Source organism: Agrobacterium sp. 5Ca39, assembly GCF_055382365.1.
Genome location: NZ_AP026436.1, coordinates 2,064,261 through 2,076,252 on the forward strand (window position 1 = coordinate 2,064,261; position 11,992 = coordinate 2,076,252).

Consider the following 11,992-nt stretch of genomic DNA (forward strand, 5'->3'; position numbering starts at 1 on the left):
GCATGAAAGGATGGGTTTAAAGCGCGGTTTCGCGCTCGACCGGAGAAAGGGCGGCATTGCCAAGGACGATATCGCCCTTATCGGTGGTGACGATCAGCACTTTTTCGAGCGATCCATCATTGTTCAGCGAAAAGGCAAGGCGCAACGCACTGGAAGACCAGCCAGCGCCGGCCAGGGCGGCGCGCTTGATCGCGGCGCAGTCACCGCAATCTCCAAGGTTTGCAGAAGGCGTTGCCGGAAGATCGGTTGCGAGACCGGAAAAATAATCGTCGAGCGCGCCCATGGTGGTGTTCACATCGCGGTTGACGCGCAACAGTTCCTCACGGCGCACGGCCGTCAGCGGCGCCGCGATGGTCGAAACGCATTGACCTGCGGAAAGGACGCAGCCATCGAAACCATCAGGTGCGGAAACACCAATCTGCGTAACGGCGGACTTCTCGACGGCGGCAAAACCGCGGGCAAAACCGGCAGCGCCAGCCGCGTCGGCATGGTTGGACATGGAAGCAACGGCAATTCCGCAGATGGCGGCAGCAATAATCTTCTTCAGCATTTTCATACCCCGTTTTGCGATCCGCCGGCTTGTGCCGGTCTCGATTTAGTTGTGGAGCGTCTCTTTCAAGGGACGCTCTCCGTCTGTGATCCCACAATGGCACAACACTGTTTTCAGCCGCTTTAAGCCGATTGCTACAATTTTACCGGTTTTCATTTTTGTACAGCGGGCGCGATTTATGAACATGCGCCGGTATCGTCGCCGCGGATTCCGCGGCAACGTCGGGAAGAGAAAAAAAGGGGCCGCATCGCTGCGGGGTATCAAAGGGTGGTAGAGGGTTTTGCAAACGATGCAGCCCCTGCTTCAAACACATGACCCGCCCGCCAAACCGGTTCCTGTTTGGAGGATGGGCATATGCCGGCCGCCCTGACCGTGACATCGGGAAACTCCCCGGTTTAGGCCGCCTGCCCCGCCCATCCTGCGCCGCGCGCACGCCTGATGACCGGTATGGGCAAAGTATAGTCTGGCTGGCAGCACCGGGGACGCGCGGGGATGACGCATTCGGAAAAAAGGCGCCGGGAGGCGGTTTCGCCCCATCCCGGCCACAGGAATTTTCAGCGGGTTAACGCCCGCCCGATCGGCGGCATTTGAATTAACCTTGTCTTAAAACCCGACGTTAATGGTTAGCAATTTAAGAATAACGGAACGAAAGGGTTCCGTTATGCGTGGCGTATTTGCCGTTGTTTTCCTGATGCTCGTTCTCGCCGGCTGCGCCACCGCACCGTCGCAGGTGACCAATGCCTGTGCGATTTTCGAGCAGCGCAACGGCATCTTCAACAATTGGCGGCGTGATGCGAAAGCGGCAGAACGAGAGTTCGGCGTGCCCGTGCCTGTCATGATGGCGACGATCTATACCGAATCCGCCTTCCGCCCTTATGCGCGGCCTCCGCGCACCAAGCTGCTGGGCTTCATTCCCTGGAAACGGCAATCGACAGCCTATGGCTACGCCCAGGCACTCGACGGCACATGGAGTGTTTACCAGCGAGAAACCGGCCGCTGGTCGGCAAGCCGTACCGATTTCACCGATGCCATCCACTTCGTCGGCTGGTATCACGCCAAGAGCCGCCGCGAAAACGGCATTGCACTGAACGATCCCTATAACCTCTACCTTGCCTATTATTCCGGCCATGCCGGTTATGCGAAGGGCAGCTGGCGCAACAACTCAGCCGTCCAGAAGGCTGCCCGCCGCTCCGCCAACATGGCGTTGCGTTACGAGGCGCAGTTGCAACAGTGCGGGTATCGTTGAGGCCGGGCGGGACGAGGCTGGTCTAGGGATTACTTGACGGAGCAGTAAATCCCTCCTCCGTCATCCTCGGACTTGACCAGAGGATGACCTTGAGTTTGGGCGAATGCACATCATCCGCACCCCGTCACCCCGGACTAGATCCGGGGTCCAGTGCCATCAAGTCCTTGATCGCGAAAGACTCTTTTCACGGCACAGACGCGCCGTGGCTGATGCCGGGTCAAGCCCGGCATGACGGAAGACAGCATCACTCCCCGTAAACCGAGAGAAATTCCCGCACGGCATCAATCTCGCTGGAGCGAATTTCATGCCCGCCCGGATGCCATACCGTCTCCGCGGCTCCACCCTGCGCCTTCAGGCTCTGTTCCAGCGCCTTGGTCAGCGGCACCGGGCAGATCGGATCGCGCTCACCCGCCGTGATCAACACCCGGCGCGTGGCTTTGGCAGGGGAAATCTTCGGCTCGAACGGGATGAGCGGATGCATCAGCACTGCGGCATCGAAAAGCCCGGGCTGTTCGATCAGCACATTGGCGAGAATATTTGCGCCATTGGAAAAGCCGAGGCCGATGACCGGACCGGCCTGATAATGTTCCCGGTTGGCCTTGACGAAATCCGCAAGCTTCCCGGTGGCCCGGGCAAGATCGGCCATGTCGTACACGCCCTCGCCGGTGCGGCGGAAAAACCGCGCCGCGCCGTGTTCGGAGACATCACCGACAGGCGAGAGGATGGTTGCCTGCGGCAGGAGACGCGAGCCGAAATCGAAGAACTGGTTTTCATCACCGCCAGTGCCGTGCAGCAGGACGAAAAGCGGTGCACCGACAGCACCGGCGCGGGACTTGTGGAAATAGCTGTCCTTGGTCATCGAAAAATCCTTTCTGGAAGGAGAGGTTCAGTGGCATCCACGCGGCTTTTTCAGCCGAACGGAACATTCCCATGTGGAGCAAGTGCCGCTTGTTTCTTCTCCCCGAGGGGAGAAGTCCGCGGCAGCGGGATGAGGGGGTGAGGGTGCGGTCTATCGCTGGCGTTGCCCCCTCATCCGTCCCTTCGGGCCACCTTCTCCCCGCCGGGGAGAAGAAAGCGCGGCAACATCCTGCCAAAAGCCATCGCGCGATTAAGCAGCCTTCTCATCCCCCAGCGGCTCCAGATGCTCTTCCAGCACGGAGCGCAGATGCGCATGCTGGGTCGGCAGCTTCAGCGCCTCGCCGAGATGGGCAGTGTCCTCGTCGCGGTCGAAACCCGGCTCGTTGGTGGCAACTTCAAACAGCACGCCGCCCGGCGTGCGGAAATAGATCGCCCAGAAATAATCGCGGTCGATGACGGGTGTCACCTGATAGCCGGTGTCCATCAGCGCCTTGCGCACCTCCAGCTGCTTTTCGCGGTTTTCGACCGCAAAAGCGATGTGGTGCACGGAGCCAGCACCCAGCCGCGCGCCTGATATATTCGGCATGGTTTCGATGTCGATGACATCGGCACCGTTGCCGCCGGGCATACCAAGGCGCAACACGCCGTCCTGACGGTCGACTTCCTGATAACCCATGAATTTCAAAAGCTCGGCCGTCGCACCTTCATCGCGAAGTCGCAGCGACGCACCCTGAAAACCATGGATCGCCTGATCCTGACCGATGCCATTGCCGATCCACTGCGCACGGTTGTCATCCCTGACCTCGACCAGCGCAAAACCGTCACCATCGGGACCTGCAAAATGCAGGCGCTTGTTTCCAAAGGCTTCGTCGGCCTTCAGGCCATCCACGCCGGCCCTCGAAAGACGCTCCTGCCAGTAGCCGAGCGACCCGTCCGGTACGGAAAACAGCGTCGTGCCCACTTCGCCGGTGCCGGGACGGCCGCGGGCGATATGTGGAAACGGGAAATAGGTCATGACAGAGCCGGGCGTGCCGACTTCATCGCCATAATAGAGATGATAGACATCAGGCGCGTCGAAATTGACCGTCTTCTTTACCCGGCGCAGGCCGAGCGTATCGGTGAAAAAACTGTTGTTCTGGCGCGCGCTCGCCGCCATGGATGTGACGTGGTGCAGGCCCTTGATCTGGTTGAGCATGATAAACCCCTTCTTGCCTGGCGGGCCGCATGGTTGGGCCCGTCCTCTTCATGGCGTAAAGATGGGGTAACAGTGCTCTCGGGCATAGAGTGGACAACGGGAACGGATTGTTCCCGAATGGTGAACGATAAAACCGACTGTTCAACGACCGATGACCCAGTCAATGATCGTCGGCGACACCCAGGCTCCAGTAACCGACCGCGCGCAGAGCAGCTTTCGGCACGGAAATCTCGTCGGTAAGGAAGGATTTTGCCGCCCTCGCCTCGGATTTTTCGCAGGCGACAAAGACATGCAATCCTTCATGGTCCCCGCTCCAGGCATGGTCGCGCAGCGCTTTTTCAATAAGGCCGGCGGTGCCGGCGGCCTTGCCGCGACGATAGAGCCATGTCCACTCGACATTTGCCGCGCAAACGATTTCCTGCCGCTCGGCTTCGTCATCGATCTCGGCATAGACGCTGAGCTTCTTCCCGGCCGGCATTTCGGCCGCCATGCGCAGCATCACCGGCAGCGCCGTCTCATCGCCGGCAAAGATATAACGTTCGGCCTCCGGGCAGACACCGCTCGGGCCGATGATGCCGAGAACATCACCGGGCTTGGCCGTTGCGCCGAATGTCGCGCCCGGCATGTGGTCACCCTCATGCATGACGAAGTCGATATGGACTTCACCGCGCGCGATATCGCCGGAACGGATGGTGTAGACGCGGCGCGTGAGAAGATCCTCGCCCGCCGGCCAGACGATGGCCCCGGTGGGCGCAAGATAAGGCCAGACCGGCGTTCGGGCCTGATCCGGGACCAGAAGCAGCCGCACATGCATGCCGCCCGTCATCAGCCTTTCAATGCCGCTTTCGACGGAAACCACCAGCCGGCGCATATGCGGCGTCAGATTATAGGCGCGGGCAATCTTGCCGACGAAAAGATTGGGCAGTTCGCGCTGCTGCGCGCCATGGCCGCTCCAGCGGAAATCCAGCCCCGTCTCCCCGGAAAACTCGACAATATGCTCGGCCACCATGGCCTTGACCGACATCAATATATGTTCGGAAATGCAGCTGACGCTTGCGGCGAAACGACCGCCTTCTGCGCTGAAACGGCCATGGCCGTATTCGGTCTTGAACCGAACCGTCGCGCCTTCGCGCTCCATCTCCATATGCTCGGAAAAATGATCCTCGAAAGCATCGACGATCGACAGCGGATCGGGCAGCGAGACGGAGGTTTCGGCAGACAGGAGAGACACGGGCATAATCCTTCACTTCATAGTCTAGTATTCTTTAGACCGGAGGCTGCCGCGCGTAAAGACATTTTGGTTTTGAATCCCGTCATGCCGGACCTGATCCGGCATCCAGCCAGCCCAAGTCTTTGGGCTGAAAGGACTCTTCTCGCCGCGCAGACGCGCGTCGGCTGGATTCCGGCTCACGGCCGGAATGACGGAAGTATATGCAGAGAGGGCTTACACCGATTCCGGCAATTGCCAGTCGATCGGGTCGCGGCCATGGGAGATGAGAAAGGCATTCGCCTTGGAAAAATGGCCATTACCGAAAAAGCCGTTATGGGCGGAAAGCGGTGACGGGTGCGGCGAGCGCAACACCAGATGTTTGCGCTGGTTCACAAAGGCCGCCTTCTTCTGGGCATAGGAACCCCAGAGCAGGAAGACGACATGGTCGCACTCGTCGTTGACGGCGCGGATGACGGCGTCGGTGAATTTTTCCCAGCCCTGCCCCTGATGCGAGGCGGCGCGGGCCTCTTCCACCGTCAGCACGCTGTTGAGCAGAAGCACGCCCTGTTTCGCCCAGCTTTCCAGAAAACCGTGGCCGACCGGGCGAATGCCGAGATCGGCCTGCAATTCCTTGTAGATATTGACGAGCGAGGGCGGGATGCGCACGCCGGGCTGCACGGAAAAGCATAGTCCATGCGCCTGGCCGGCGCCGTGATAGGGGTCCTGCCCCAATATGACGACCTTCACCTCATCGAGCGGTGTCAGATCGAGAGCGCGGAAATAGTCCGCGCCCTTCGGGAAGATACGCTTGCCGGCTGTCTTTTCGGCAAGCAGGAACTCTTTCAGCTTTTGCATGTAGGGGCTGGCGAATTCTGCGGAAAGCACGCGCTTCCAGCTGTCTTCGAGTTTAACGCCTGCCTCTGCCATGCCTGCCTCCATCAGAGCTTATTTGAACCGGTTGCCGCGCTGCAGCACTTCGATCTTGTAACCATCGGGATCGCAAATGAAAAAATATTTTGCGAAAGGCTGGCCCTTGTAATCAGCCTCGATGATCTTGCCGGGGGAAAGCCCGATCTCGTTGAAGCGCTGATGCTCGGCGTCAACATCGGCGACGCTGACGGCGAGATGGCCATAACCGTCGCCCAGCGCATAGGGCACTTCGCGGCCACGGTTGACGGTCAGCTCCAGCTCGAAATCGCCCTCGGCACTGCTGAGATAGATCAGCGTGAAATTCTCGAACTCGGCGCGTTCCGCCACTTCAAGCCCGAAAGCCTGTTTGTAAAATTCCACCGAACGCTTTTCGTCCAGCACCCGGACCATCGAGTGGATCAGCTTGGCCATGGTGTTTTCCTTCTTCTTCCTGTTGACGGCCCGGTTATGCTCCGGGCATCGCGGCCAAGGGGATAAAGACAGTGTGCGGCGCTTTCAACCCTAAAGGCGCGCCACAGAGCCGCGGAGAACACAGATCACGGCAAATGTGATGGCAAAAGCTGCCGGTTTCCGGTGCGGTGGAGCCTGCGGCAACGGGACCCATCCTTTTCGGCCCACCGCTCTATCCTGAGTGCTAAAGTCATGATACCGGCTAGGAATGCGCCTTTTATACCTCTGTCTTGGCTGGCTTATGGTCGCGACCGGCATTGTCGGCGCGTTTCTTCCCGTTTTGCCCACCACGCCTTTTCTGCTTCTGGCGCTCTGGTGTTTTTCCCGCTCCTCGCCAAAACTCGAGGCGTGGCTTCTCGCCCATCCCAGATACGGCCCTTCCCTGCGGCGATGGCGCGAACGCGGCGCAATAGCCCGCAAAGCCAAGATCGCGGCGCTTTCGGCCATGTCCGTCAGCTACGCCGCTTTCTGGTTCCTGAGCGAGCCGCCGCCGTTGCGCGCAGCCGTCGTCGCCGCCGTCATGCTGGGCTCAGCGCTCTTCATCGCCACCCGCCCGGAAAATTGAGGCGGAGGACAGCCCCTATCGGTGGCGAGACTGCGGAAGTACGTAGGGAATATGCCGCGCCGGCAGCCGGCCGACGACACCACCAATGCCATAGACCCTTGCAATGGTCTCATCGCTGATCGTTTCCAGCGATGGGCCACTGGCCGTCACCCGGCCGCCATGCATGACGATAAGTTGATCGGCAAATTCCGCCGCCAGATTGAGATCGTGCAGGATGGCGAGAACCAGCCCGCCGCCGCTTGCAAAATCCCGCGCCGTTTCCAGCACGGCGATCTGGTGGCCGATATCGAGACTTGCGGTGGGCTCGTCGAGGAAGAGCGCCCTTGCCTCGCCATTTTCAACCGGGTTCGGTACCTGCGCCAGCGCCCGCGCAAACTGCACCCGCTGCTGCTCGCCGCCTGAGAGCATGTTGTAGGACCGCTGTTCGAAACCGCGCAGCCCGGCCTTGGCAAGAGCCCGGCGGGCCTGCTCTTCCGGCGCACGCGACCCCTGCGAGACCGCCCCCATGCGGACGATTTCGAGCGCAGTGAAAGGGAAGGCGAGCTGGGTGCTCTGGGGCAGCACGGCGCGGAGCCGCGCAAGCTGGACCGCCGTGAACACCGGCAGGTCGACATCATTATAGGTCACCAAACCGGCCTCAGCGCGCATCTCGCCCGAAAGAACCTTCATCAGCGTGGATTTGCCGGCACCGTTGGGACCGATGATGACATTGACCTTGCCGGGTTTCAGATCGACGCTGACTTCATCAAGCAGCCGACGGCCGGAGCGGATGAGGGTAAGGTTTTCGGCCCGGATCATGACATGTTCCGCGTGGAAAAACCGCCGCGTCCCAGCAGCAGGAACAGAAAGACCGGCGCACCGATGAGCGCCGTGACGACGCCGATCGGCAGTTCCGCCGGTGCGGCCACCGTGCGGGCGAAACTGTCGGCCAGCAGCAAAAGCGCCGCCCCTCCAAGGGCGGAGGCCGGCAACAGGAAACGATGCGACGGGCCGATGGCGAGGCGAAGCAGATGCGGCACGACGATACCGACAAAGCCGATTGAACCCGCCGCCGCCACGCTCGCCCCGCAGGCGGCGGCAACGGCCAGAATGACGACCCGTTTCAGCCGCTGCACCGGTATTCCCATGTGGAAGGCGGCCGCATCCCCGAGGATCAGCGCATCCAGCCCGCGCGCGACGAAGGGAATGATGGCGAGAACGACGATGATGAAAGGCAGGGTGGCCAGTACCTTGGCGGGCGTTGCCCCGCCGAGAGAACCGAGCGACCAGAAGGTGATGTCGCGCAGCGCCCGGTCATCGGCGACGAATATCATCAACCCGGTCATCGCACCGCTGATGGCCGCCACCGCAATGCCGGCCAGAATGAGTGTGGTGGTTGAGGTCGCGCCGTCCTTCGTGGCGATCAGATAGAGCACCCAGGTGTTCAGGAGCCCGCCGAAGAAGGCCATGATCGGCAGGAAGTGAGGGCCGAAAAAAAGCGCGACCGTGGCAAGCGCGCCTTCCCCGAGCGAAATGGCGGCAACAGCAAAGAGCGCAGCGCCCGAGGTGACGCCGACAATACCGGGATCGGCCAATGGATTGCGGAACAGGCCCTGCATCATCGCCCCTGAAACAGCGAGTCCCGCGCCGATCAACATGCCGAGCGCCGTGCGCGGCAGGCGCACCGCCTCGAGAATGATCCTGTCGCGCGCATCGAGCTGATCCGCGCCGCCGGTGAGATAGGCAAGGAGTTCGGAGATGCCGACGCCCGTGGGTCCGCTGATCAGCGATACGCCACAGGCAAACAGCAGGATGCCGACGAGCACGACAAGGGCAACAACGCCCTGACGGGATCTGTCGCCCGCAACGCTGCCCTCGGTCGAACTCAAGACGGCTAGGCTCACGGCTTCACCACATCAGGATAGAGCTTGTTTGCCAGCTCCCGGCCTGCAGCGGGCGTGCGGGGGCCGAAACCGATAAGATAAAGCCCATCCATGCTGATGAGCGCCTTGCTGGCGGCGGCGGGTGTAGACTGGAACGCGGGAAGCGAGAAAGTCTCATCCGCCTTGGCGGCGTGGTCGCCGCGCGCCATTGTGAGCACCACGTCGGGCGCCGCGGCAATGACCGCCTCGTCCGTCAGCGGTTTGTAACCGGTAATGTCCTCCGCCGCGTTGATACCCCCAGCCATTTCGATGATCGCCGCCGCCTCAGTATCCTTGCCCGCCGCCATGACGCGGCCACCGGCAGTGGAAAGCACGAACAGAACGCGTTTCCGGCCCTGTTCCGGCACGGCGGAGACGTCCTTGGTGAGCGCATCAAGCCCCGCCCTGGTCTCGGCAGCCAGCGCCTTCGCCTTGTCCGAGAGCCCCACGGCCGCACCGACATCCTCGATCTTTTTAGGGATTGCATCGCCGCTCGGCGGCGTATCGACGGTGACGAAAGGCACCGCGCTGGCTTTCAGGATGGCGATGACGTCCGCCGGGCCTGAGCCGTCTTCGGAGAGAATGAGATCGGGTTTCTGCGACAGGATACCTTCTGAAGACAGTGCCCGCATATAACCGACGTCAGGCTTTGCAAGCGCATCGGCCGGATAGCTGCTGGTGCTGTCGCGCGCCACGATACGGTCTCCTGCACCCAGCGCATAAAGGATTTCCGTAACCGTACCGCCCAGGGCAACGATGCGTTTAGCCTCCGGATTACCCTTGTCCGAAGCCATGGCGGCCGGCGCGGCAAAGGCAATTGCGGCGGGCACGAGGGCGGCGAAAACAAAGGAACGAAGACGGGAATTCAACATGGCGTTATCCTGAAAAACGACCTGGCGCAGGTTCACCCGCGCCACTAATCTTGAGTTATTTGCACATGTTTATACGCCGCGCAATCGATAAGTGGAGTATTTTTGTTCGCTTTGGCGTGAACCCCTTCCCAACCCCGCCCGCGGACGATATCCTGACTGAAACAGGAAACTTAAAGGGAGACTTTCATGTTTATCGCAATGAACCGCTTTCGCGTCGTGCCGGGTTACGAAGACACATTCGAATCCATCTGGCGCGAGCGCAAATCGCATCTGAGCGAATTGCCGGGCTATATCGAATTTCACATGCTGAAAGGCCCGAAGGCGGACGATCACACGCTTTATGCCTCGCACACCGTCTGGGCCACCAAGGATGATTTTCTTGCCTGGACCAAATCCGAACAGTTCCGCGCCGCCCATGCCAAGGCCGGCGAAAACCGCGGCAAGGTGGAATATCTCTCCGGGCCGCATTTCGAAGGCTTCGACGTCATCATCCACGAAGACAAGAATGGCGAGCGCCGTTCGATTGCCGCCTGAGGCTACCGATGAGCATTGCAGTCCAAAAGACGAACGACGACAGGCGGGCACGCGCCGCCGCCGCGCTCGCTGAAAAACCTGATGGCATCGTGGAGGCCATCGCCGCCAAGGCCGAGGTGACACCAGCTGAAATTCTGGCGATCCTGCCCGAAGGTGCCGCCGTTTCCGCTGCCGCCGACCGCTTCGATGCGATCTGGAACGAGATGCGCAGTTGGGGTGAAATCCTGATGATCGTGCAGACCGGCGATATCGTGCTGGAAGTGCCGGGCCATCTGCCTGAAGGCACGGAGAGTCACGGCTGGTTCAATATCCACGGCGACAGTCCCATCGGCGGTCACATCAAGAAGGACAATTGCGCCGGCATCACCTTCGTCGACCGCGGCTTTCACGGACGCCGCTCCTGTTCCGTCTGGTTCATGAATGCCGCCGGCGGCGCCATGTTCAAGGTGTTCGTCCGCCGCGATGAGAACAAGGAGTTGCTGGCCGAACAACTGGCGAAGTTCGAAGCGCTGCGGAACGGTTTCCGCGGCTGAGAGCTGAGCGGAGGCCGCCGGCAAGGAGTTGCTCCCTTGGACGATGCGGCCTCCCACCACCCTCATTCCTGTGCTCGTCACAGGAATCCAACCAGCCCAGGCCCTTCGGCTGAAAAGAATCTTCCCGCCACGCAGACGCGTGTCGACTGGTGTCCTGTGACAAGCACAGGAATGAGGGCGGAGGGGATGCGAATGGCATAGATCCTCCCGTCGCTCCCTTGCCATCCACACCAAATGTCCACCTGACCGGATTTGAAAATCCGGTTCATCGCACGTTCAGTGCCGTTTTTTATCATCCGGTTCAATTCCACCGGAACCAGCACGGAGCAAGCACCATGACCGACCACCAGCCCCTTCTTTCGCGCCGCAGTTTCGCCGGTCTTCTCGCGCTTGCCCCGCTCTTTGCGGCAGCCGGCGCGGCGGCGGCACCGGCGAGCCTGCGCGGCAGCGTCTCCTATCGCGAACGCATCGCCCTGCCGCCGGGCGCAACCGTTACCGTGCGCCTGATCGATGTGTCGCTGGCGGACGCGCCGTCACAGACGATTGCCGAAACCACCATTCGCCCGCGCGGCCAGGCGCCGGTGCCCTTCGTGCTGCGTTATGACGACCGCGACATCCGTGGCCGCCGCTCCTATGCGCTGAGCGCCGAAATCCGCGACCGCGACCGGCTGCTCTTTACCACCACCCGGCGCTATTCCGTCCTGACCGGTGGCCGCGACGATACCGATCTCGTGCTGGAGCGCGTCGGCGCCGGCCCGGGCCGCCCGGAGCCGGAAGCCGGTATCGACGGGCGCTGGCTGGTCGAGGAAATCCGCGGCGAGAGGGTTCGCGGCCGCCGGCAGGCGACGCTGGAAATCTCCCGCGAAGGCCGCGTTTCCGGAAATGCCGGCTGTAACGGCATTGGCGGTGAAGTGAAGATCAACCGTAACCGTGTCGATTTCGGCCGGATGATTTCCACCCAGATGGCCTGCGCGCCAGACATCATGCGCCAGGAGCGGCAGTTCATCGAAGCGCTGGAAGGCGCCCGCTCCTTCAGGCTGGAGCCGCGCCGCGGCGCGCTGGAACTGCTCGACGGCCGCGGCCGCACGGCAATGCGCCTGCGCCGCGCCTGAGGTTGGCGACCGCCCCGGCAAAACACCCCGCGTCGC

14 protein-coding genes are annotated in these 11,992 nt (G+C 61.5%); 5 read left to right on the forward strand and 9 right to left on the reverse strand.

Features of this window, described 5'->3' with window-relative positions:
• Positions 1-16 precede the first annotated feature (16 nt).
• On the reverse strand, positions 17-550 hold the full coding sequence (locus ACZ47E_RS10300; protein WP_142185084.1) for a transglutaminase-like cysteine peptidase: 534 nt from the start codon (positions 548-550) through the stop codon (positions 17-19).
• 661 nt (positions 551-1,211) lie between these two features.
• Between ACZ47E_RS10300 and ACZ47E_RS10305 the strand changes: the two genes are divergently transcribed.
• Positions 1,212-1,796, forward strand: coding sequence for a transglycosylase SLT domain-containing protein (locus ACZ47E_RS10305; protein ID WP_004443407.1), 585 nt, complete (start codon positions 1,212-1,214; stop codon positions 1,794-1,796).
• A gap of 244 nt (positions 1,797-2,040) precedes the next feature.
• Here ACZ47E_RS10305 and ACZ47E_RS10310 read toward each other — a convergent pair whose 3' ends face one another.
• The 5 genes from ACZ47E_RS10310 to ACZ47E_RS10330 form a co-directional block, all read right to left on the reverse strand.
• Positions 2,041-2,655, reverse strand: coding sequence for an alpha/beta hydrolase (locus ACZ47E_RS10310; RefSeq protein ID WP_004443409.1), 615 nt, complete (start codon positions 2,653-2,655; stop codon positions 2,041-2,043).
• A 249-nt stretch (positions 2,656-2,904) separates the two neighbouring features.
• The gene (locus ACZ47E_RS10315) at positions 2,905-3,849 is read right to left on the reverse strand and encodes a VOC family protein (protein WP_278066989.1); all 945 of its coding nucleotides are present in this window, start codon (positions 3,847-3,849) and stop codon (positions 2,905-2,907) included.
• Positions 3,850-4,009: 160 nt separating this feature from the next.
• Positions 4,010-5,086 (reverse strand): siderophore-interacting protein, encoded by a 1,077-nt coding sequence (locus ACZ47E_RS10320; RefSeq protein WP_278066990.1) that lies wholly within the window; start codon positions 5,084-5,086, stop codon positions 4,010-4,012.
• 207 nt (positions 5,087-5,293) lie between these two features.
• Entirely contained in the window at positions 5,294-5,986 is a 693-nt protein-coding gene (gene ung, locus ACZ47E_RS10325) for a uracil-DNA glycosylase (protein WP_004443416.1), read from the reverse strand.
• A gap of 18 nt (positions 5,987-6,004) precedes the next feature.
• Complete coding sequence (locus ACZ47E_RS10330; protein ID WP_006700431.1) at positions 6,005-6,400, reverse strand: VOC family protein; 396 nt, start codon at positions 6,398-6,400, stop codon at positions 6,005-6,007.
• A gap of 247 nt (positions 6,401-6,647) precedes the next feature.
• Between ACZ47E_RS10330 and ACZ47E_RS10335 the strand changes: the two genes are divergently transcribed.
• Entirely contained in the window at positions 6,648-7,004 is a 357-nt protein-coding gene (locus ACZ47E_RS10335) for a YbaN family protein (RefSeq protein WP_004443420.1), read from the forward strand.
• A 15-nt stretch (positions 7,005-7,019) separates the two neighbouring features.
• On the opposite strand, the gene ACZ47E_RS10340 is transcribed toward ACZ47E_RS10335, so the two are convergent.
• From ACZ47E_RS10340 to ACZ47E_RS10350, 3 genes are read right to left on the reverse strand one after another with little or no spacing between them, the layout of a single operon-like run.
• A complete protein-coding gene (locus ACZ47E_RS10340; RefSeq protein ID WP_278066991.1) occupies positions 7,020-7,802 on the reverse strand; it encodes a heme ABC transporter ATP-binding protein in 783 nt (260 codons plus the stop codon).
• Positions 7,799-8,887, reverse strand: coding sequence for a FecCD family ABC transporter permease (locus ACZ47E_RS10345; protein ID WP_112765876.1), 1,089 nt, complete (start codon positions 8,885-8,887; stop codon positions 7,799-7,801). The genes ACZ47E_RS10340 and ACZ47E_RS10345 overlap by 4 nt, the downstream gene beginning before the upstream one ends.
• A complete protein-coding gene (locus ACZ47E_RS10350; RefSeq protein WP_278066992.1) occupies positions 8,884-9,777 on the reverse strand; it encodes a heme/hemin ABC transporter substrate-binding protein in 894 nt (297 codons plus the stop codon). Before ACZ47E_RS10350 ends, ACZ47E_RS10345 begins: the two co-directional genes overlap by 4 nt.
• Positions 9,778-9,963: 186 nt before the next feature.
• Between ACZ47E_RS10350 and ACZ47E_RS10355 the strand changes: the two genes are divergently transcribed.
• The 3 genes from ACZ47E_RS10355 (at position 9,964) to ACZ47E_RS10365 (ending at position 11,956) form a co-directional block, all read left to right on the forward strand.
• A complete protein-coding gene (locus ACZ47E_RS10355) occupies positions 9,964-10,311 on the forward strand; it encodes an antibiotic biosynthesis monooxygenase family protein (protein ID WP_004429958.1) in 348 nt (115 codons plus the stop codon).
• Between the two features lie 8 nt (positions 10,312-10,319).
• Positions 10,320-10,844 carry a heme utilization cystosolic carrier protein HutX gene (gene hutX / locus ACZ47E_RS10360; RefSeq protein ID WP_278066993.1) on the forward strand — a complete coding sequence of 175 codons (525 nt, stop codon included), beginning with the start codon at positions 10,320-10,322 and terminating at the stop codon, positions 10,842-10,844.
• A gap of 335 nt (positions 10,845-11,179) precedes the next feature.
• Positions 11,180-11,956, forward strand: coding sequence for a YbaY family lipoprotein (locus tag ACZ47E_RS10365; protein ID WP_278066994.1), 777 nt, complete (start codon positions 11,180-11,182; stop codon positions 11,954-11,956).
• Positions 11,957-11,992: the final 36 nt, after the last annotated feature.